General features: G+C 43.9%; 22 protein-coding genes. 8 read left to right on the top strand and 14 right to left on the bottom strand.

What is annotated here, in order from left to right; translation table 11 throughout:
• The first annotated feature begins 149 nt into the window (after window positions 1-149).
• From QNH28_RS05565 to QNH28_RS05555, 3 genes are read left to right on the top strand one after another with little or no spacing between them, the layout of a single operon-like run.
• A complete protein-coding gene (locus QNH28_RS05565; RefSeq protein ID WP_283910517.1) occupies window positions 150-827 on the top strand; it encodes an RNA polymerase sigma factor in 678 nt (225 codons plus the stop codon).
• The gene (locus tag QNH28_RS05560; protein WP_283910516.1) at window positions 827-1,174 is read left to right on the top strand and encodes a hypothetical protein; all 348 of its coding nucleotides are present in this window, start codon (window positions 827-829) and stop codon (window positions 1,172-1,174) included. The genes QNH28_RS05565 and QNH28_RS05560 overlap by 1 nt, the downstream gene beginning before the upstream one ends.
• Window positions 1,164-3,476, top strand: a complete 2,313-nt coding sequence (locus QNH28_RS05555; protein ID WP_283910515.1) for a carboxypeptidase-like regulatory domain-containing protein — start codon at window positions 1,164-1,166, stop codon at window positions 3,474-3,476. Before QNH28_RS05560 ends, QNH28_RS05555 begins: the two co-directional genes overlap by 11 nt.
• Window positions 3,477-3,551: 75 nt before the next feature.
• On the opposite strand, the gene QNH28_RS05550 is transcribed toward QNH28_RS05555, so the two are convergent.
• The 13 genes from QNH28_RS05550 to QNH28_RS05490 form a co-directional block, all read right to left on the bottom strand.
• On the bottom strand, window positions 3,552-4,361 hold the full coding sequence (locus QNH28_RS05550; RefSeq protein ID WP_283910514.1) for an SDR family NAD(P)-dependent oxidoreductase: 810 nt from the start codon (window positions 4,359-4,361) through the stop codon (window positions 3,552-3,554).
• A 46-nt stretch (window positions 4,362-4,407) separates the two neighbouring features.
• A complete protein-coding gene (locus tag QNH28_RS05545; RefSeq protein ID WP_283910513.1) occupies window positions 4,408-4,842 on the bottom strand; it encodes a MarR family winged helix-turn-helix transcriptional regulator in 435 nt (144 codons plus the stop codon).
• A 129-nt stretch (window positions 4,843-4,971) separates the two neighbouring features.
• The gene (locus QNH28_RS05540; protein ID WP_283910512.1) at window positions 4,972-5,511 is read right to left on the bottom strand and encodes an RDD family protein; all 540 of its coding nucleotides are present in this window, start codon (window positions 5,509-5,511) and stop codon (window positions 4,972-4,974) included.
• A gap of 63 nt (window positions 5,512-5,574) precedes the next feature.
• Entirely contained in the window at window positions 5,575-5,868 is a 294-nt protein-coding gene (locus tag QNH28_RS05535; protein ID WP_283910511.1) for a P-loop NTPase family protein, read from the bottom strand.
• 4 nt (window positions 5,869-5,872) lie between these two features.
• Window positions 5,873-6,172, bottom strand: coding sequence for a hypothetical protein (locus QNH28_RS05530; protein WP_283910510.1), 300 nt, complete (start codon window positions 6,170-6,172; stop codon window positions 5,873-5,875).
• 152 nt (window positions 6,173-6,324) lie between these two features.
• A complete protein-coding gene (gene abc-f, locus QNH28_RS05525; RefSeq protein WP_283910509.1) occupies window positions 6,325-8,175 on the bottom strand; it encodes a ribosomal protection-like ABC-F family protein in 1,851 nt (616 codons plus the stop codon).
• 378 nt (window positions 8,176-8,553) lie between these two features.
• On the bottom strand, window positions 8,554-9,468 hold the full coding sequence (locus QNH28_RS05520; protein WP_283910508.1) for a L,D-transpeptidase family protein: 915 nt from the start codon (window positions 9,466-9,468) through the stop codon (window positions 8,554-8,556).
• A gap of 202 nt (window positions 9,469-9,670) precedes the next feature.
• Window positions 9,671-10,063 (bottom strand): VOC family protein, encoded by a 393-nt coding sequence (locus QNH28_RS05515; protein ID WP_283910507.1) that lies wholly within the window; start codon window positions 10,061-10,063, stop codon window positions 9,671-9,673.
• A gap of 149 nt (window positions 10,064-10,212) precedes the next feature.
• Window positions 10,213-10,911, bottom strand: a complete 699-nt coding sequence (locus QNH28_RS05510; protein ID WP_283910506.1) for a copper homeostasis protein CutC — start codon at window positions 10,909-10,911, stop codon at window positions 10,213-10,215.
• Between the two features lie 655 nt (window positions 10,912-11,566).
• A complete protein-coding gene (locus QNH28_RS05505) occupies window positions 11,567-12,535 on the bottom strand; it encodes a sugar phosphate isomerase/epimerase family protein (RefSeq protein WP_283910505.1) in 969 nt (322 codons plus the stop codon).
• Window positions 12,536-13,267, bottom strand: a complete 732-nt coding sequence (locus QNH28_RS05500; RefSeq protein WP_283910504.1) for a ThuA domain-containing protein — start codon at window positions 13,265-13,267, stop codon at window positions 12,536-12,538.
• A 145-nt stretch (window positions 13,268-13,412) separates the two neighbouring features.
• Window positions 13,413-14,492 carry a Gfo/Idh/MocA family protein gene (locus QNH28_RS05495; protein WP_283910503.1) on the bottom strand — a complete coding sequence of 360 codons (1,080 nt, stop codon included), beginning with the start codon at window positions 14,490-14,492 and terminating at the stop codon, window positions 13,413-13,415.
• 7 nt (window positions 14,493-14,499) lie between these two features.
• Entirely contained in the window at window positions 14,500-15,453 is a 954-nt protein-coding gene (locus QNH28_RS05490) for an AraC family transcriptional regulator (RefSeq protein ID WP_283910502.1), read from the bottom strand.
• Between the two features lie 395 nt (window positions 15,454-15,848).
• On the opposite strand from QNH28_RS05490, the gene QNH28_RS05485 reads away from it, so the two are divergent.
• The 5 genes from QNH28_RS05485 (at window position 15,849) to QNH28_RS05465 (ending at window position 21,766) form a co-directional block, all read left to right on the top strand.
• Window positions 15,849-16,853 carry a LacI family DNA-binding transcriptional regulator gene (locus QNH28_RS05485; RefSeq protein ID WP_283910501.1) on the top strand — a complete coding sequence of 335 codons (1,005 nt, stop codon included), beginning with the start codon at window positions 15,849-15,851 and terminating at the stop codon, window positions 16,851-16,853.
• 155 nt (window positions 16,854-17,008) lie between these two features.
• A complete protein-coding gene (locus QNH28_RS05480) occupies window positions 17,009-18,274 on the top strand; it encodes an ABC transporter substrate-binding protein (RefSeq protein ID WP_283910500.1) in 1,266 nt (421 codons plus the stop codon).
• A gap of 81 nt (window positions 18,275-18,355) precedes the next feature.
• A complete protein-coding gene (locus QNH28_RS05475; protein ID WP_283912059.1) occupies window positions 18,356-19,222 on the top strand; it encodes a carbohydrate ABC transporter permease in 867 nt (288 codons plus the stop codon).
• Entirely contained in the window at window positions 19,219-20,040 is an 822-nt protein-coding gene (locus QNH28_RS05470; protein ID WP_481858360.1) for a carbohydrate ABC transporter permease, read from the top strand. Before QNH28_RS05475 ends, QNH28_RS05470 begins: the two co-directional genes overlap by 4 nt.
• 37 nt (window positions 20,041-20,077) lie before the next feature.
• Complete coding sequence (locus QNH28_RS05465) at window positions 20,078-21,766, top strand: glycoside hydrolase family 13 protein (protein WP_283910499.1); 1,689 nt, start codon at window positions 20,078-20,080, stop codon at window positions 21,764-21,766.
• Window positions 21,767-21,882: 116 nt separating this feature from the next.
• Here QNH28_RS05465 and QNH28_RS05460 read toward each other — a convergent pair whose 3' ends face one another.
• Window positions 21,883-22,428 carry a GNAT family N-acetyltransferase gene (locus tag QNH28_RS05460; RefSeq protein WP_283910498.1) on the bottom strand — a complete coding sequence of 182 codons (546 nt, stop codon included), beginning with the start codon at window positions 22,426-22,428 and terminating at the stop codon, window positions 21,883-21,885.
• Window positions 22,429-22,432 lie beyond the last annotated feature (4 nt).

The following is a 22,432-nucleotide window of genomic DNA, read 5'->3' as shown; positions in this document are numbered from 1 at the left end:
GCAATGCATTGCACTTCTTGCAATAGAATCCGCCAAAACCCCCTAATTAGACGTTTCTTAGCTATTTTGAATGTACAAAATGCAGCAGAATTCAATTTCTCTTGTTTCAGGACAAGTTCTATTGTACAAAGTGCAATGGGAGGCACATCTTGAGGAGCTCATGGGACGCCGTCTCGAGACATCATTACGGGAAACACCTTCCCCTCAGTAAAAATATTCCAAACAAACGCAACCTTAATCCTCCAAGCCGCATCTTATTAGTAAAGGGAGGGGAGCTTCATCTGAATATTATAGACAGAATCAAAGCTAAGGATGAGTCAGCTCTCCGCCTGTTGATGGACGATTACGGCGATATGCTGCTCCGAACCGCTTGCTTACTGCTCAAAGATCGACACAGTGCCGAAGAAGCGGTACAAGATACTTTTATTCAAGCGTATGCCAAAATGAGTCAGTTACAGGATCCGGAACGGTTAAAGGCTTGGCTCATTCGCATCGTAGTCAACCGCTGCCGCATGAAGCAGCGGACTTGGAGCTGGCGTAATATTTTCCCCTCGGGTGGAGCAGAGCTACAAGCCAGCGATGATGCGGGCTTCACTGCCGGGGCAGAAGAGCTTTTTATGGTGGAATGGCATAATGTTAGACTGGCCGATTCCATCAGGAATCTCGATTATGTATATCGCGAATGTCTGACGTTATATTACTTTCATGAGATGAGCATCCGTGAAATTTCCGAGCAATTGAATACACCTGAGAATACGATTAAATCCCGGCTCGCTAGAGGACGGACGCTCTTAAAAAAGATTTTGGAGAAGGAGGGACATTTCTAATGAACACGGAGAATACGGAACGCGAAGCTATCAAGCAACAACTAGAGAAAGAACTACAACCCATCCACTTCGAAGGACACAAACGAGTCCTGAAAATGACCCACCCTCCAACCTTTGGAGCCCGTCTCTTGGCTTACTGGAATAAAGAAATCGAGATCCCCGTCAAACCTTTAGGCGCAGTCGGCGCCATTATTTTAGTTGTTTCGCTGACCCTGCATCAACCAGAGGTTAAACATCAGCCACAACAAAACGTTCAGCAGCACAAGAACCGGGAACTCATTGAGGCCGGAGGCAATACGTACTGGAAGGATATCTATGAGCAGGCGGTGAAGAAACATGAGAATTAAGATCAAGATCAAACATCTGGTGTCATTTGTGCTGCTCCCAGCCTCCCTGCTCATTCTTCTATTTAACTTCTTACCCTCCTCAAGGGCACAAATAGAGGAACTCCCAGCCGTTCAATCTAACCTGGCCCGTACAGAGCTTCTGAAAAAGCTAGAGTCTACAACTGGTAGTAAACGTATGGAGCTTATTCAAACCAATATCATTGATAAGGAGCACGGCTACGATCCCTATAGATATGATGTTAATATTGGTCCCTCTATGAGTCAGTGGAATCATGATGAACCGAGTACTTCCGATTTGCTGCCGGAGGATAAAATCGCTTTACTAGAGGAATACATCCTAGATGGGCCAGCGAATAATACACGTATATTTGCGGCTAAGCTGCTTGCCTACGAATATGATGCTCTTGGTCGTAGGGACGACGGAGATCAAGCGCTAAACACCGCCGCGAAACAGTTAGACAGCAATTCTAGCGTGGCAAAAGAGCTGGCATTCCTTCGTGCAGAACGTGCTCTGAATCGTGGGGATACAACAGCCGCTGAAGCTATTCTTGAACAAATCACATTTCCATACGAGAATCAGAAAGATCTAGAAGCGCAAAAAGTATGGCTTACCGGGCGTCTGCTCTTCACGAAAGGCAAAGCGCCAGAAGCCCTTGCCGTAGTAACCAGTGGCCTGGAGAGCTACAAAAAATACTGGCAGGATATTCATAACCAAATGAGTCTTGTCACTAGCAATTCGGATAAAGCAACTGCAGACAGTGGTGCAGCAGGCTCATCATCAAGTTCAGCACCAGCGATAGGTACTTCAGAAACCGAAATGCAGCTGGAAGCGCTAAGATCCGCCATTCAGTCAGCTGTAGATATGGAAAGTACCTCAACAGCTGTTTTATCCGGAACCCTAACCCGAAGCGATGGGACTCCAATCTCGCGTGCAGGTATTTTTCTCCGCGCTGAAAGCGAGGTTCATCACAGCATCACTGCTGCTGAACCGTACCGAATCGTTACTGACGATAAAGGGCGTTTCGAATTTCACGGTGTAATACCGGGCTTCTATCAATTGCAGCTTGGACTTAGCTATGATCAGATCGACGGCTGGACTTGGCCTGTACAGTATGATGATTGGATTGAAGTTAAACCGGGTGATAGGTTGAATGAGAGCATTGTTCTGCAACCTCTGCTTGAGCTTCAATCTCCTATTAATCAGGAGACGATAACAGGTCAGTCTGTAGATTTTCACTGGAAGGCTGTTGATGGTGCGGCTTACTATCGTTTAAGCGGAGGGGTCTCGACGGTGGGGAGCTCCTTCAGTTCGCAGATTCGGGACCATATCACAGATAATCAAGTCTCCATTCCAGTAGATGAACTCTACTACAACAGTGGTTTCTCCTACGGTAGCGGCGGAGAAGGCTTTGAATCGATTGATCCTCTATCTTTTCTTGTGTTCATGAATCCGGAAGCACGCTTTTCTTGGAATATCGAGGCATTTGATACGGATGGACGCCTGATTACCCGCAGTAATGGCTACAGGTTGAACGAAGACACCGTCGGCAATCTTCCTTTCTTTTATCTCAAGGAACGAGAACTGACCACGGCTGATCAACTCTTACTGAATAAGAAACCTGATCAAGCCCTTGAAATGTATCAACAGAATGTCGCAGATGATCCAGAGGATGCTCATGCCCTGCACATGCTTGTAAAGCTGTTGCTCGCCAAATCGTCCATCACGAAGGATGACTCATTAGAAGATCAGGCGATTCCTACACTCCAAAAGCTCATACAGTTACATCCTTATTCTAATTATGCCTTCACGTTGACGCAGTACTATTTTGACCATAAGGACTGGAAATCATATAACGAATTTCATTCCCGCTACAACGAGTTAAACCAAATCGAATTAAACAGTTATGTACGCTCTATAAACGCCGTAGCTCTCATGCATCAAGGCAAGCTGAAAGAAACTCGGGAACAATTTGCTATCGCCTTAGATCATGATAACAGCCATCGCTTTATTGGCAGCTATTTGGCGGCAGAATTATACGCTGGTGAGTCACTCTCTTCTGTACTGACACTGGCTGAACGTTACCCTGAACACAGCTTTGGTCTTAGTGGGTATCGTTGGCCACAAATGGTTGATCAGCTCATAACCGAACGAACGAAACAGCCTAATAACTTTGACCAGGAGTTGAAGGAAAAACTCGGATGGTATGTGAATGGTCAGTCGGATACATTGAAGCAATGGATCAAAGGGGCAAAGTCCTCCGCATTGAAGACCTTTATGCAAGCTGTTCAAGAGGTAAGCTAACCGATTGAAACAAATAAAAATCCGGTCCCTCTCGATTAACACGAGCATGGACCGGATTTTTAATTACGCATGAATTTATTTACCTTTAGCTTCCATCATGTAGTTTTGGAAGTCCGTAATGCTTGGGTTGGACATATAGTGACCACCCTCTACTTCAATCGTTTGGCCAGTAATGAATTTAGATTCATCCGATGCCAGGAACAAAACTGTGTTTCCGATGTCATCCGCTTCACCGTGGTAAGGCAGAGCGTTGAACTTCTGGAAGATATCCAGAACAGCTGGTGGCATATTTCTTGCAGCCGCAGGTGTTAGGATCAGGCCCGGGGCCACTCCGTTACAACGAATCTTATCCTTACCATATTGCGTGGCGATGTAACGAGTAAGGTTCACAACAGCTGCCTTAGAGGAGCCATACGCCGTACGCAATGAATCTCCTGCAAATGCTGACATCGAAGCTGTGTTAATGATCGAGCCTCCGCCCGCTTTAATCATATGTGGAATGGCAAACCGACTGCCTAACAGAACACTTTTGGTGTTCACGTTCATCAAGCGATCCCATTCTTCCAAATCTATGTTGACGACATCTAGGTCTTTTTGCAGATTAGTTAGACCCACGTTGTTGAACAAAACTGTAATTGTGCCATACTGAGTGACTGTGAAATCAACAGCTTCCTTGATCGAATCCGCTTGGGATGCATCCAAGAAAAGACCTTCCGCCTCTCCACCCTCACTTTTAATCTTAGCCGCTGCTTCTTTCGCAGCCTCTACATTAAAATCGGCGATGACAACTTTGGCTCCTTCTCTAGCCAATAAAGTAGCGGCGGATAAGCCAATACCTGAAGCGCCTCCAGTTACTAATGCAACCTTACCTTGAACTCTTCCCATATCCATACCCCTTTATAATGTGATTAAGATTCTTAGATGACTTCATTTATGTTTCAGAGCTATCAAAGCTCGTTAACAACTTCTCATAGATTTTCAAGAATTGCTGCAGTTCTTCTTCATTGAGCTTCTGAAACATTTCAACTCGGAGCTCCTGCCCTTTTAGCTGTGCTTCCTTCAATACATCTTTACCTTTGTCCGTGATAGACAGCAGTACATTTCGGCGATCATCCTCGTTATATTTGCGCTCGGCCATTTCCTGCTTAATTAAACGATTGGCAATGTTCGTCATCGCTCCCGGCGTATAACCTAGCTTCTTAGCCAAAGTAGTTTGCTTCTGCGGACCCCTTTTATTCAATTCTCCCAATACGAGAACAGGAGATATTCCAATATTGTGGTCAAAAGCATTCATCCATCGAACAATAATTTCATTCGTGAATAATTCAACTGCATGTATGAGTCTAAAAATATCTGGGTTTTCCAAGACATCCTCCTTAGATGTTCATAATCATTGGCTACTTCTACATATATTTTAACACTAAAATATTTAATAGTAAACTTTTTAACTATAAACTATTTAATAGTAAAAAAAGGATGCTTCTGAAAGCATCCTTTAAATCGCAGTTTTATCAACAACATAAGTACCAGCCATCATATCGTGAAGCGCACGTTTACGGGGAGAAAATGCGACAAATAGATAATCTACAAGCATGATGGGGCCAAGTATTTTACTGAGGTCAGTAGCTAAAGGTGCCCATAAATTAAGAGTGGTGGAAATCACAGTAAGATCGTAGAGGCTTACACCAACAATCATTGAAAAAATCGTACTAATGATTCGGAAAATATTTCGAATTAAAGCTTCCTTCAACGTTGGGATATTCCCTTGCTGATTGACAATTTTCATCTTTAAAACCAGTTTTCCAGGCGATCCGCCAAATCTAACGATCATAAAAACATCAAATACAACGAAGAAAATATACTCAAGGATGATGGGAATCTCCGAATGCAAGGATACAGCTAATGAATTGAATATCCAGTATACAATAACCGCAGGTATCAGAATGATAAGGAGATCAAGAATAGTAGCGAGAACTCTTTTCCAAAAGCCTATGAAATCCTCGTGTTCTAAACGCTCAACTTTATTGTTATCCATATTAGTGCCTCACTCTCTATGCTTACTTTATTCATTCATCTTGATTATCCGCTCTTCAAATCATCACATACAGATTCTTAAACGATTGCTTATAATTGGCTTGCTCGAATCCCTAAATACTCGATTAGGTCTCAGAATAACGATTAAATCTGCTTTTTCAAAACTTTCTTGCCCCCACTTATAATGCACGCCTTCGAGAATCCATGAGGGTTGATCAAGAATCTCCTCCAATTGCGCGTCCCTTGCTTCAATGGAATAACGTAGGTTCTCACCACTTCTATCCCATACCAAATTATCTATTTCGTAATAATCCACACCATACTTTTTCGACAACTCTCTAGCAATTCTAATCTTCATAGGCTTAGCCGAGCCCGATCGGCAGGATGATAAGTCCTAGCGATACAACCGTTATGATTCTCGTAGTGAGGATCGTTAGCTTGATATTCTTTTCTGATTTGTACCAGCCTTTAAACTGAAAATGATTCCGATACAGCATGAAAAATATCAATAAATTACCGAGCGCCATACTCCAGTTATATAAGGGCTGACCAAATATAGATTGATATACAAATCTCTCTACCCCGCCTAAAATAAACAAGGTCAACACGAGCAATACACACAATCGAAGTAATTCCAATATAAAAGAGCCTAGTTTTGTCATTATTACAGCCTTCCCTTCGAGATTTTCTGTTCACTTGACATCCATATTCATCCAATTATACACCTTACCTATGATGACTCCTATCGGATATTCGAAAAACAACCCCGCCCAAGATACCTTCTATCCTGAGCTAGGGTTGTGTTGGTTTCTCCCTATGAGTGTGTAGCGTCTTCCTTACCCTCAAGTTCCTGAATATGCGCCCTCAGATTAATGATTTCCGCCATTAGGGCCCCGTTCTCCTCCTCCGTATCCATACTTCCGCTCTGAATCAATTGATTCAGACGTAGCTCCAAAAGAGCAAGATCATCCTCCCGAGCTTGTTCCTTATGGTTAAGCACACGACTTCTATCTTTCGAAAAATATTCATCATAGGAGCCTTGGAAAAAATTCGGTGTCTGAGTCGGTGCCAAGATTACCAAACGATTAGCTACTTTAGTGTGAAGATAGCGGTCATGTGAGACCATCACAAGTCCCCCCGGATAAACCATAAGCGCTTCTTCTACCCGCTCCCTAGTGTCAATGTCCAGATAATTGGTGGGTTCATCCAGTACCAGTAGGTTAGCTTTTCCAAAGTACAGTTTAAGGAAAGCTACACGACATTTCTCTCCTAGGCTTAAATCACCAATTCGTTTAAAGACATCCTCCCGCGAAAATAAAAAGCAACCTAGAATCGTTCGCGCCTCCGTTTGGGTCATACCTGGCAGTTCAAGTAAACTATCCAGAATAGTGGATGACACCGCTAAATTATCGAGCTCTTGCGCAAAATAACCAATCTTCGTCCGCGGATGCAGTCGCACTTCGCCTTGGGTTGGTTGATGAATACCAGCAATCAGCTTCAACAAAGAAGACTTACCGACACCATTAGGACCCAGAATAGCGAGACGATCTCCTCGATTCAGAGACAAACTGAAATCTTTTAATACAGGTAAACTACCCTCATAGGCAAAATCAATCTCACGGAGAGAGAGCAAAGTGTCCGCCATAAATGCTTCACTCTCCAGCTTCATCTTCAGCTTGCTTGTCTCGCGTGGCAATTCCACACGGTTCTTATTTAAACGTTCGAGTGCAGCTTCCTTCGCATGCAGACGAGATACGTTCTTCTTAGCTTTCGCACGGAGGAAATCATGCTGTCCGGCCGCATGGTGTGCCTGCTGGAACCATTCGGAATACCTTCTGATGCTCTCCAGTATTTTCTCCTTTTCCTGTTCCTGCTTTTTATATTGTCCCTCCAGTGTTCGTGCCTCGACCGCCTTCTGCTCCCGATAGTGTGTATATCCACCCGAATACCGACGACACCCTTCTGTACTTAGTTCCAGTAAAGCCGTTGCCGTTCGGTCGATAAACGTACGATCATGCGAAACATAAAACACAGTTCCGGGGTAGGTGTACACCCATTGTTCCAACCATTCCATCGTTTCTCCATCTAAGTGATTCGTCGGCTCATCTAGAATCAACAGCTTCGGCTGCTGGGCTAGTAAAGCTGCTAATTGTACACGTGTCTTCTGCCCTCCGCTTAGCGATGGATATGGCAAATCCCAAACCGAACGCTCTAGCTTGAGCTGCTTCAAGCATTTTTCCGCTTTAGCCTCCCAGTCATATCCATTAAGCCGCAGGTACTGATCGTACACTTCGGCGTATTCTGCCAATCCCACTTCGCTCTCGTCGTTCTGCTCCTGTAACCTCTGACTTAGGGATTCAAGTCGGCGCTTCAATTGGGGAAGCTCTGGCGATCCGGCGAGAACGTAATCCAAGGCAGTTACTTCTTCTGATACTTCTAGCTGCTGATCCAGCACTCCCCATTCCTCACGTGGCAAGCCATGATAAATACTTCCCTCTTCAAAGGTGAGGCGACCGATTAGTCCTTTAAGCAATGTGGTTTTGCCGATTCCATTACGACCGAACAAGATCACACGCTCTCCTTCTGCTATCTCAAAGGACACCTTCTCGAATAACAGGTTCCCGTTCCATTCTTTACGTAAATTTTTTACTTTTATTAGGGTCATATTCCATTCCTCCAATTGTATTGCAAATAAAAAACCGCAGCCAGCGGTCTGCGGTCAAATAGCGTATGATGGGGGGAATATGCCATAACATGAATAAACTACGGCCGTGATCACCTGCTGTAAACAGAGGCAACTCAACAATAGATCTATCCATATAAAAGCAACGTAAGGTTCCCGACCGACACACGTATCCCTGACCGTTATCACCCTGCATGGGTGCTCCGTGACTTGTGCATATTTACTTCACAAGCTTGAGTGGTCTACTTCTAGGAAACGTGTTAGTTATTCATCAGTCGGTGGTCCTCCGTCATTGTCCGAATTGGTTTGAATGAATATAGTATATACCCATTTAAGCCAGAATTAAAAGTTCAAGAATAGTTATAAAATAATCTTTACCGACTGAGACTGCGAACTCCATTGCACCTGAATACCAAATAATTCGGGCAAGATACTCAGCGGAATCAGCAACCGACCATTTTCATTGCGGGATGCTGGTATCGTAAGTTTTTTTCCATTCACAATAGCCTGATCAGATAACGGCTTATGTGTCACCGTGCGATCGCCTATCGTAATTAGCAGTGCACCCGTTCCAGCTTCGCTCTGTAATGATCCACCTAATAAGGCTACAGATTCTCTCAGCGGAACAAATACACGGGAATTATCCATTAAAAAAGGATCTATCAGCTTTGTCGTGACTCCATCTATCTCAAAAGCTCCAGCAAACATCTTACTTCCCACGGAATAGCCATTCTTAGTCGCAATGCTCTCCATAGCCAGTGTACTTGTTGTAATGATGACCCTTGTATTTTTAGCTATTTTTGGGTACAGCCAGTGGATGTCATCATTATGCATTCGGATACATCCAGCGCTAACATACTTTCCTATGGATGACTCATTGTTATTGCCATGAATTGCATACGTTGTTCCATAAGTTCCGTTCACTTCTAGTCCTAGCCAGCGGTCGCCAAGTGGATTGGCCGGATCACCCCCGGGTATTTTCTCCTTGTAATAGGGTCTGTTCTTTACTTTAACTACCATTTTGAAGCTACCTTCGGGTGTCAGTTCCTTCGACTTTCCAGTTGCGACTGGAAAAGTCTTCACTAGCTTGCCGTCACTGAAGTACGCGAGTTTGTTTGTTTTTTTATTTACGATAATCAGATCGGATCCAGCAGCAGCTTCCGCCTTTCCCACACCTGTAAAACATGCAGCGAACAGAAGCCCAAATACAAGCATCAGCTTCACGTTCCGCTGTAATAAAGATTCAAACCGGCTACCCGAAACAAAAAATCCCAATTTTCTCCACCTCCATATATAAAGACGAAATCATTTCAATTTAGTTGCATGCCAGCCTGTACCTATTCTTTTCAACTCGTCCTCCGCATTTGACGCAGAGATTGCAATACTGTAACCAAGTGAACACACGACAAACAAGCCGACCTTTGGATAACCAATGATCAGCTTGTTATTTTATAGCACAGTATTATATGATCAGCGACTACAGTTTCTTCCCTGAACCAAATGCAATCACGTACCCATCCGGATCTTTAATCGCAAAATCCTTCCAGCTCCCCCAGTCCGCTTCCTGAAGATCAGGCTGTTGAACAAATTCTGCTCCCTTACCCTTGAGCTCTTCATATAGATCATCGAGCTCTTGATGAGTTTCCACATAAGCATAGGTGTCCCACGGAATGATCTGACCTTGTCCTACTGCATTGGGTAGTACATCTTCAATACGGGCTGCTTGTATTAGCTTGAATCCCAGTGCAAATTCATCGCGCACCGCCCACCAATCTGTCACTTCACAGTCTAACACTGTAGCGTAAAATTCCTTTGATTGCTCCAGATTAGTTACCAGCCTTACTTGAACCGAAAACTGTACCTTACTCACTGTGGATCATCCTCCGATTGTAATAATTGGCTTGTTCTATATCCGTAAATTTAATATTCCGATTTTATAATATCATCCAATTTACGGAAATTAAACCGAAATCTGCTGACAAGCCTATCGAGGAATAGAATCAATATTTATCGATGAGGCTAGCGATCTGCTTTTTGATCCAGAATGTTTCGAACAGACTGCAAACGAAGAGGGTCTATCGGCTTCAAAGCATCTCCATTTTCTCTAACGGCTGAACCGAAATGCACTCGTCGCACACCCGTTTGATGTATAAAGCCGCTTATTCCTTCCACCGTTAACCCACTCCCCGCCAAAATGGAGATAGATCGCCCCGAAGTCAGCTGCTCAAGCGCAGCAATACGTTCCGCACCTTTTGGCGCTGTATTCTCGGCTCCTGATGTTAGAATGTCAGTAATTTGAGGATAACGGGTCAATACTTTGAGTGCCTCGAACTGATCTTTCACTTCATCAAAAGCACGATGGAATGTCACCTCCAAACCTTTTGCAGTATGAAGCAGTCTTTGAAGTGACTCTTCGTCAATTGTTCCACCAGGGCGTAACATGCCCATTACGACAGATAACCCGCCGATAGATGCGATATGCTGAATATCCTGCTCCATGGTTTCTATATCATCCTGATCATAAAAAAAGGATCTGGCATGAGGTCTAACCATTACTCTAACTGGGATCGAGACGGCGTCGCGGACTTTTTCTATCAGACCCAGACTGGGCGTTAATCCCCCTTCACTAATCGCTGTGATCAGTTCAATTCGATCCGCACCATAACGCTCGGCCAGCACTGCATCACTTAATGTTGTTGCAATAACTTCTAGTAGCATTGTTGTCTCTCCTTCATCATCTCAGAACCTTGCTATCTGCTATTCTTTCCTACGAATCGTAGGAAATTCCTTGAAAGGTCGACACGAACTACCCCCAAACTACTCGTGTTAGCCACCGAACTCTACGTTTAGCCACCAGACTCTACGTGTTAGCCACCGAAATACGGCCATCGCGTGAGCAGCGGACTCCAGAGCCCTTATTTGCAACAATTCCGTTGTTTTGGAATGCTATCGGACTCCAGCGCAGTTATTTGCTCTAAACACCTCGAAATTCTTGCTTTTTTAATGAATAACGTCTCTCCGGTCCGAAACTCGCTCCAAAAGGCCTAAAATGCGCAAATAGCTGCATCTGGGTCCGTTAAACACGAGCCGGCACGAAGTAATCAGTCAGTAGTCAGTAGTCAGTACTATTCGCTATTCGCTATTCGGCATTCGGCATTTGGTTTTCGCTATTCGCCATTCGCCAGGAGTCAGGAGTCATTGATCACTTATGAACACCAGCACAAAGTCCGAATTCAATAGGTTAAGATAACTGTGCGCTAACCAAAAATCTAATCTGCGCTAAGTAGCTCCCTCATCCAAATAAACACGCAAAAAAAGGTCTTGATCCTCTACAGAAACTATAGAATCAAGACCTTTCGTTCTTAAACTATCCTTACGCCCACCACATACCTTGTGGCTGATCGCGAATAAGAATGGATTGCAAATTGGTCACTGCACGATGGAAGCCTTCGTCTACCGTCATAAGAGGGTCTTCATGCTCGATGCTGACCACATAATCATAACCGTAAGTACGCAGCGCACTCATGATATCCGACCATTCAGATATGCTGTGTCCACAGCCAACGGAGCGGAAGGTCCACGCGCGGGTCTGAACATCACCATAAGGCTGCATATCTGTCAGACCATACATATTGATATTGTCTTGATCCAGGTACGTATCCTTGGCATGGAAATGATGGATCGCACCAGCTTTACCAAGAATCTTGATCGCGCCCACAGGATCGATGCCCTGCCACCACAGATGGCTCGGGTCTAGGTTCGCGCCGATCGCATCGCAAGTCGCTTCTCTAAGCTTCAGAATCGTATATGGAGTATGGCAGAGGAATCCACCATGAAGCTCGATACCGATCTTAACGCCATGCTCCTCGGCTAGCTTACCGATTTCCTTCCAGTAAGGGATCAGTTTATGCTCCCACTGCCAGGTTTTGATGTCACTGTACACGGTAGGCCAAGGTGTAACTGGCCAGTTCGGTGCTTTTGCCTCGTCACTATCACCCGCGGTTCCAGAGAAAGTGTTCACTACCTTAACGCCCATTAGCGAAGCTAGCTTGATCGACTTACGCAGAATTTCGTCGCCTTCACGAGCTTCTTCTTTATCCGGCGAAATCGGGTTATTATGGCAACTGAACGCACTAATCATAATGCCACGTTTCGTGAACTTCTCCAGATATTCCTTACGTGCTGATTCGCTGGCAAGCAGCTCATCCGTTGGACAGTGGGCATTCCCGGGATTGCCTCCTGAACCGATCTCTACCGCATTCAAACCAGCAGCAGCAATTTTATCAAGCATCTCTTCGAGAGTTAAACTTCCAAATACAGGATCAAATACGCCTAATTTCATTTATAATACCACCTTTTCTTTGATTGGCTCCAAAGCTTCAGAATGTCCGTAAACTGGATAATCACGCTTCGTTGGTGCACACCAGTTCACGCCATTGATGATGACTCTTTGAATTTCTTTGTTGTAATAGGTTGGGTAAGATTCATGACCGGGCTGGAAGTAAAAGATCTTCCCGTTCCCACGAGTATAGGTCGATCCGCTTGGGAACACATTGCCGCCTTCGAACCAGCCGACAAAAATAAGACTCTCTGGTGCTGGCACATCAAAATGTGCTCCGTACATTTCTTCTTGCTCCAGATCAATATATTCGCCAATGCCCTCAGCAATCGGGTGACTTGGGTCCATGACCCAGAGGCGCTCCTTCTCCCCTGCTTCACGCCACTTTAGATCACAGCTGGTGCCCATCAACTTCATGAATATTTTGGACATATGACCCGAATGAAGCACCACAAGTCCCATACCTTGCAGCACTCGTGCATGTACACGATTTACAATCTCATCACTAACTTCTTGATGGGCGACATGTCCCCACCAAATCAGTACATCCGTGTTATCCAGCACTTCTTGTGTCAGTCCATGCTCCGGTTCATCCAGCGTAGCTGTCTGAGCGTCCAGTCCAGCTTCCTGAAGGAAGCTTGCCAATTGTCCGTGAATCCCTTGCGGATAGACCTTGAGAATTCTCTCTTCCTGCCGTTCATGGCGGAATTCATTCCATACCGTTACTCTGGTCACTTTGGACACACTCCTAGTTCATAGTTATCTATGTCGTTAAACTTGACTGTTTATTCAAGAAGAAACGCCGTTGTCATCCTTAGAAGATGACAAACGTTTCTCGTAGAAAAGTAAGGATTAAGTATAACGTGGAACTTATACTTTCTTACTTTTCAAAAAATACAGGCATGCCAGTCTCAGAGGATTTATAAATAGCCTCCAAGATGCGGGTAACAACGAGCGCCTGCTCTGGCTTCACTACAGGCTCGGTGTCATTGACGATGCTTTCGATCCACTGAGTAGCCTCCGTCAATGCAGGATCATCTCCCGCGCCATCATAAAAGTCAACGCCACCGGCTTCCAAGCTGATATGCTTCTCGAATGTTTTGCCGTATTCTTCTCCGTTAATGCGCAGACCGTTCTCCATATCCGCTCCACCTTCAGTACCGCAAAGCACAGTCTTAGCTTCACCAACATCAAGGGTATTCAACGCCCAGCTTGCTTCGAGAACGATGCTAGCTCCATTCTCCATAGTAATGAATCCAATAGCGGAATCCTCAACTGTAAATTTCTCTGGATCCCACGGGCCCCAAGCGTTCGCAGCGTTTTTACGACCGGACAGCTTATGATAAGCGTTACCGACAACATATTTTGGTTTGTAGTTATCCATCATCCAAAGAGTCAAATCAAGGGCATGAGTACCGATATCAATCAATGGACCTCCGCCTTGCGCTTCCTCGTCCAGAAACACGCCCCACGTTGGAACGGCGCGACGACGGATCGCCTTAGCTTTAGCATAATAAATCTCTCCAAGACCGTTATTCTCGCATACCGTATGCAGATAAGTTGAATCTGGTCTGAAACGGTTTTGGTAACCGATGGTCAGCTTCTTCCCAGTTCGTTTTGAGGCATCGATCATCGCTTGTGCTTCTGCTGTGGTCTTAGCCATCGGCTTTTCACACATTACATGCTTGCCTGCCTCCATAGCTGCAATGGAAATCTCTGCATGGGAAATGTTTGGTGTACATACATGAATTACATCTATACTTGCATCTTTAAGAAGCTCTTTATAATCTGTGTAAACCACGGAGCCCTCATCCCCAAACTCCGCTTTTGCCTTCTCAGCACGCTCTGGAACGATATCGCAAAAAGCAACCATTCGAGCACCTTCCACTTTTGATAGCGCTGGCATATGTTTGCCGTTTGCAATGCCTCCGCAGCCGATAATTCCTACTGTTAATGTCATTTTTGTTCTAACCTCCACTTGTTCCTGTTTTGATATCTCTATCATACAAAGCTCGGGGTCTGCTTTCTTCCTGCATTCTTGCTGTATTATTCCCGAATATTGTCTTATGGTATTTTAGGGGGGATATCCCCGTGGCATCTTTGAAAAAATGATGGAAGGTCTTCACGCTGCCAAACCCGGCGGCTTCCGCTACAGCAGACATCGGCAAATCTTCATTAATTAAGATCCATTTAGCTTTGTTAAGCCGATATTCGTTTAAGAAAGCTATAAAGGTCATGCCAGTATTCTTCTTGAATAGCTTGGTAAAATAATACGGACTAAAGCCCATATAGCTAGCTACCTCATTCAGCGTAATGGCTTCCTGGTAATGCTGCTCTACATAGATAAAAATCCGCTCTAATCTTTCCAGTGTTTCTCTAGACTGGTTCAGCGTATCTTCCGAGAACTTAGGCTGTTTATTGAGTGCACTCTTCGGCACTTCCCGTAAAATAACGGTCAATAGTTCAAACAATCTAGCTTTGATTAAGTAAGCGTACCCATCTCTTCGCTGCACGTCTTCCTCATAAATACTCTCAATCAGCCCTTTGATCTTCACGGCGGTTGCCTCGGGCCATTTTGAACTAGAATGCTCCATAAGCGTAAAAACCTCACGAAGCGAATAATCATTTCCGCTCAAAGCTGCGACTTCCTGAAACAGGTTAAGATCGAATTGAATTACTACCCGTTCGCTTTCAGGTGAGGCGAGAAAATAATGGACATCCCCACCGTTGATAAATTGAACCTCACCCTGCTCCATGTGAATAGGGGTATCATTTATTCCCAGATTTAGACTTCCTTTAGTTACATATATAATTTCAATTTCTTTATGCCAATGCGGATAGCACAGCGTATCTCCTCCACATAGTAAACTTCTAAAAGGAAAATGCTTATCCACATCTGGAATTTCGAGATAAATATTCATAAGCGCAGCTCCTTATCCGGTTACACATTAGACCAAACGATGAACATGTCAATCCGATTTCACGTAAGCGTTTACCGTCTAAATGTTAGTCCTCTAATATTCTTTTGTCAATTCTGGGTCTCTGTATTCTTAATATCCTGCTCCAACTACATTTCTCCCTCTTACACAACGCTTCAATAGAGATTTTCTGGTAATTTAATCGGTTTCATTCTATTAAAAAATAATTACCTTTCATCGTTCTTATCATCCAGATATTATTTAAGTGGAGTTGACAAGCATACCTACCAGGATTTATATTCAGGGTAAGCGTTTACGTAATTCTTTTTAAAGCAATTTGATTTTCGAAGCGTAAACGTTTAATCTAAGGCTAACCGTAATTTAAGGAGCACGTATGAATGAACCCAACAATTAAAGATGTTGCACAAAAAGCGAACGTTTCCATTGCAACAGTCTCTCGCGTGCTAAACAATTTAAGTGGGTACTCCGACAAGACGAAACAAAAGGTAAATGAGGCTATCAAAGAACTCGGCTATCAACCTAACGCGATTGCTCGTGGCCTAATCAATAAGCGTACGCAGACCATTGGTGTAATGTTCCCGAGTGTTTCTGGAGCTTTCTCCTCAGATCTGCTAAAAGGCATTGAGGAATTGGCCAATGACCGCAATTACAGTGTAATGGTCTGTAACACCGACCAGGATGGTAAACGGACGTTAAAGTACTTGCAGCTCCTAAGGGAGAAGCAGGTCGATGGCATTATTTACTCTAGTGAGGTCTTGAAGAAAGAGTATTACGATGTGCTGGAAACCATGAAGATCCCAGTTGTGTTGGTTTCTTCCCAAACGGAATTTGCCAGTGTACCTTACGTGAAAGTAGACGATTACCAGGCTGCTTATGATGCTACCCTCTACTTAATTTCCAAAGGTCATAGCAAAATCGCCATGATCAGCGGAAATCCAAGCGATGCTATCGCTGGTGCACCCAGAGCCGAGGGATATCGTAAAGCGCTTGAAGCAAGTGGAATTCCTTTCGACAGCCGCTATCTCACTTATGGAGACTTTCTGTATGAAAGCGGGAGCATTGCAATGGAAGCTCTTTTGGAGCAAGCACCTGATGTCACTGCTGTCTTTGCCGCTAGTGATGAAATGGCGATTGGTGCTCTTTCCACGGTCATCAAATATGGTTTAAGTGTTCCCGACGATATATCCATTATGGGTTATGACGATCTTGGAATGGCAAAAATGATTATTCCTCCGTTAACTACAGTGCGTCAACCGCTGTACGATATTGGTAAGATTGCCGTAGAGAAGCTTATTCAGATGATTGAAACAGGCGAGACAGTGGATAGCAAAATTGTCGATCACTTAATCGTGGAAAGACAAACGGTAAGATCACTTACCTGAGTCTTTTTACCCCTTTTACGTAAACGTTTACTCTCTCTACTGGTAATGCATATCTGCCGCCTATAAGTAGCAGAATATCAATTAGTTTTCATTTACGTACATGTTTAATCTCTTACATGTTCATAATACCAACAAATTATTAGGAGGATTTAATCATGAAAAAAACAATCAAACCCGTAGTGGTTAGTGTACTGGCTATGTCCGTACTTAGTGCCTGTGGTAGCAATAGTAGCAACAATGCGGCTGGTAACACGAATAGTGGTGGAAATGCCTCTGGTGAAAAAGTAAAAATTGAATTCTTCCAAGGTAAGTCCGAAGCCAAAGCCACTTTCGACAAGCTGGTTGCGAAATTTAATGAAGCCAATCCGAACATTGTAGTTTCCCAAGTGAACCCACCGGATGCTGAAACTGTACTGAAGACTCGTGCGGCTAAGAAAGACATTCCTGACGTGGTCGGTATGGGTGCCACCGATACTTATAAGACTTTATCTGCAAGCGGTCTGTTTGAAGACTTTACTGCTGATCCGCTAGCTAAAAATATTCAACCTGCATATGTGCAAATGATGAAAGACCTGACGGGTACTGACACACTGAACGCACTTCCGTTCTCTTCCAACGCAAGTGGTGTCATTTACAATAAAGCGATGTTCGCTGAAGCTGGCGTTACCGTACCAACTACCTGGGATGAGTTCATGGCCGTCGCTCAAAAATTTAAAGACAGCGGTAAGAATGCTTTCTATCTGACATTTAAGGATGCATGGACAACACTTACACCTTTCAATTCCCTCACGACCATTATAAAAGGGAATGATTTCTTCAAGGAGCGTACGGCAGGCACTGTAACCTTCTCAGACAGCTTTAACGAGGTTGCTGAAAAGCTGCTTAAGCTGACCGAATATGGACAAAAAGATATCTTCGGAAAAAATTACAATGACGGCAACACAGCATTCGCTAAAGGCGAATCCGCAATGTACCTGCAAGGCGTATGGGCGATCCCAGAAATCGTAAAAGCCAATCCATCCATTGAACTTGGTGTGTTCCCATTCCCAGCGACAAATGATGCTGCCGATAATAAGGTCATTTCTGGTGTAGACACATTGCTGACTGTTTCCAAGAACACTAAACATAAAGAAGAAGCTAAAAAATTCATTGACTTCCTGCTTCAACCTGAGAATGTCACCCTTTATATCAACGAGCAAAAAGCATTCCCAGCTGTACAAGGTGTAACGCAAGATGATCCAACGATGGACGGCTTCAAAGCATCCTTTGCCGAAGGCAAATTAGCTGACTTTGCTGACCACTACATCCCAAGTGCAATGAAAGTGGAAACCATCAACCAAGCCTTCTTGCAAAAGAAAGACATTAATGCTTACCTAAAACAGCTTGATACAGAATGGGATAAAGTAGCTGACCGGAAATAACCAGATCAGACAAACATGAACCGCGAAAGAGAACGGGGCTTCCCCTTTCTCTTTCGCTTTTACAATGAGGAGGATTACATGATGGCCAAACGCCGAGTCGCCTTTTATCTGATGACTATACCGGCATTACTTCTTTTCTTTGCCTTTCATACCTTCCCTGCACTGCAGGGGATTTATTATTCGTTCACAAACTGGGACGGCTTTAGTGACAGCTTTGATTACGTAGGATTTAAGAACTTTATTAACATTTTTCAAGACGAAAATGTGCTGAATTCATATGTGTTCACTTTTAAATATGCCATCCTTACAACTATTCTTATCAACGTCATCAGCTTGTTGATTGCGCTAGGACTTAACGCCAAAATTAAAGCTAAAAACTTTTTCCGTGGCGTATATTTCTTGCCGAATATCCTGAGTGTGCTGATTGTTGGCTTTATTTTTAACTACTTGTTCGCTAATGTATTCCCAATCTGGGGTGCGAAGATCGGCAGCGAATTCCTATCACAAAACATTCTCGGTAACTCGGACTGGGCTTGGATCGGTATCGTCATTGTAGCCGTTTGGCAGGGAATTGCTTATAACACGATTCTCTATCTGGCGGGTCTTCAGACCATTCCTCAAGATCTTTACGAAGCTTCCAATCTGGACGGTGCTAGCCGTTGGAGAGAATTCTGGAGCATTACGTTCCCAATGCTTGCTTCCTTCTTCACCATCAATATGGTACTCGCGATGAAGGGCGGTCTGATGGTATTCGACCAAATCGTTGCCTTGACAGGCGGGGGTCCAGGTCGTTCAACGCAATCCATTGCCCACTTAATCTACACAGGCGGCTTCCAAGGCGGAGAATTTGCCTACCAATCGGCGAACGCCGTGATTTACTTTATCGTGATCGTCGTTATCTCCGCCCTTCAGCTTAAATTTCTGCAGAAACGGGAGATGGACTTATGATCAAAAAACCAACCAACTGGCCTGTAACGATTCTTATTGCCCTAGGCTCACTACTGATCCTGTTTCCGCTGTACATGACCATTGCCATCGCACTCAAAAATCCCGAGGAAATGGCTCAATCTATCTTTTCGCTTCCGACTGGCCTGCATTTTGAGAACTTCACCAATGCGATTAAGGCAACGAATTTCTTCAATGCATTAGGAAATAGTACCGTGATTACAGTTACAACAGTCGTGTTCATATTGCTTACCAACTCCATGGTAGCCTATGCTATTGCACGTAATATGAAACGAAGATTTTTCAAAGTGCTTTACTTCTATTTTATCAGCGCAATGTTTATCCCTTTCCAGATTATTATGCTGCCTGTGGTCAAAGTGACTACGGACCTGCACATGAACAACATTGTGGGAATTATTATTCTTTACGTTGTTTATGGTCTGGCCTTTAACGTGTTTGTTTACACCGGTTATATCCGTTCCATTCCGTATGAACTGGAAGAAGCGGCAACAGTAGACGGCGCATCGACCTTCGGAACGTTCTGGAAGATTATTTTTCCACTTCTTGCTCCTGTTAGTGCAACGATCGGTATCCTGTCTTGTCTGTCCACTTGGAATGACTTTATGCTACCGCTGGTTCTGCTCGGCGATCAGGATTCCTACACACTTCCGCTGGTACAATATGTATTCCAGGGGCAGTTCAGTACAGATTTCAACTTAGCTTTCGCTTCATATCTGCTCGCATTAACCCCGATGCTCATCGTCTATTTGTTCGCACAAAAATGGATTATCAGCGGACTTACATCAGGGTCCATTAAATAAAATTGCAAGATCTATATAGAGATAGGAGATTACAACCTTGGATAAAAAATGGTGGAAAGAAAGCGTAGTGTATCAAATTTACCCCCGCAGCTTTAAAGACAGTAATGGGGATGGTATTGGTGATCTGCAAGGGATTATCTCGAAACTTGATTATTTAAATCATCTTGGTGTCGACGTGGTGTGGCTGTGCCCAGTGTACCAGTCGCCTAATGACGATAACGGTTATGATATCAGTAATTATCAAAGTATTATGGATGATTTCGGAACGCTCTCCGATTGGGAAGAACTGCTCGCTGGTCTTCACAGCCGTGGCATGAAGCTGATTATGGACCTTGTGGTCAACCATTCCTCAGATGAGCATGCTTGGTTCGTGGAATCCCGCAAATCGCAGGATAATCCTTATCGTGATTATTATATTTGGCGTCCTGGAAAGGACGGCCAGCCGCCGAACGACTGGGGCTCCTTCTTCAGTGGATCAGCTTGGGAATACGATGAGAAGTCGGAGGAATATTACCTCCATCTCTTCTCCCGTAAACAACCGGACCTAAATTGGGACAATCCAAAGCTCCGCAAGGAAATCTACGATATGATGACCTGGTGGCTGGATAAAGGAATTGACGGATTCCGCATGGACGTAATCAACCTGATCTCCAAAGTACCGGAATTACCTAGCGTTTCTGGGGAAAGTAACGGAGAACAGCCTACGTACCACTTCGGTGGAGACTATTTCGTTAACGGTCCACGCGTACATGAGTATATGCAGGAAATGAACCGTGAGGTACTATCCAAGTACGATATCATGACAGTGGGTGAAGCCGTTAATGTCACTCCAGAAGAAGCTTCACTGTATGTTTCCGAGGATCGTAACGAGCTGAACATGGTATTCCATTTCGAGCTCATGGACGTCGATTCCGGACCTGGAGGTAAATGGAATGTACAGCCTTGGAAGCTGGCGGACATTAAGTCCATTATTTCCAAGTGGCAAGTCGCACTCGACGGCAAGGGTTGGAACAGCTTGTATATGAACAACCATGATCAGCCGCGTATGCTATCCCGATTTGGAGATGATAAGCTGTTCCCGAAAGAGTCTGGCAAAATGCTGGCAACACTGCTTCACACGCTCCAAGGTACACCTTACATCTATCAAGGTGAAGAAATCGGCATGACAAATGTACAGTTTGCTTCCATCGATGACTACAAGGATATTGAAATTCTAAATATGTATAAGGAATACTTGGCTGCCGGACACTCGGAAGAAAAAATCATGAATTCCATCTATATCAAAGGTCGGGACAATGGCCGTACGCCGATGCAATGGAACTCGGAGCCGCAAGCAGGCTTCACCACCGGCACTCCGTGGCTGGCTGTGAACCCTAACTACAAAGATATCAACGTGGAGAAGGCACTGGCTGATCCCGATTCTATTTTTCACTACTATAAGAAGCTAATTGAGCTACGTAAGCAGCATGAGATTATCGTATACGGAAATTATACAATTTTGGCTGAGGAGAATGAGCAGGTATATGCTTATCTGCGTACTCTTGGAGAAGAACAGCTACTAGTTGTATTGAATTTCTTCGGAGAGCCTGCGACCTTCGAACTTCCTTCTACTGTGAAATTCCAAGCGAAGGAACTGCTCATTGCTAACTATGAAGTAAATCCAGAAGAAGAACTAAACACCATTCAGCTTCGTCCTTATGAAGCTCGTGTGTATAAGCTTAGCTAATAAAATCCATCGGATTTGTCAGCAATGGTCAATGGTAGAACTATAAAAAGGAGCCTCTCGGCTCCTTTTTTCTTATCTATTTGCTTGTAAAAATTTTAAAATTCACTTTATGTAGCTTAGCCTTCCGTGTTAATAATTCCATAATGAATAAGGTCATCATATTTATTTTCTTTATAAATATGCTGTAATAAAATGCCTTCCTTCACCATTCCACATTTTTGCATCACTCGCCCAGAGCTTGGATTTGAAGCAAGGTGTCTTGCAAACACTTTATGATAATGCTTTTCTGAAAAAGCAAACGCAATGATCGCTTTTGTTGCTTCAGTCGCGTATCCTTTACCCCAATATTCCTCACCGATCCAATATCCAACTTCACCATTTCTGTGTGCTTTCTTATTGGTCAGTCCTATAGCTCCATAAAGCTCGTTTGTACTTTTATCAGTAATCGCAAACTCATAATACATATTATTGATAAAATTCTCTTCATGAGCTTCAATCCATGATATTGCACATTCGATAGTGTATGGATAAGGTAGGGTCAACGTACTTTTGTAGATATTATAATTATTGCAGAGGTCAGAGACACGTTTTGCATCAGATAATTCAAAGGGTCTCAAAATCAATCTTTCGGTCGTCATTGTTCTTTTCTCTTGATTAAACATTGTT

The organism is Paenibacillus sp. G2S3, assembly GCF_030123105.1.
In the GTDB taxonomy this organism is placed as follows: Bacteria; Bacillota; Bacilli; order Paenibacillales; family Paenibacillaceae; genus Paenibacillus_AQ.
This window is presented reverse-complemented; position numbering and strand designations above follow the sequence as displayed.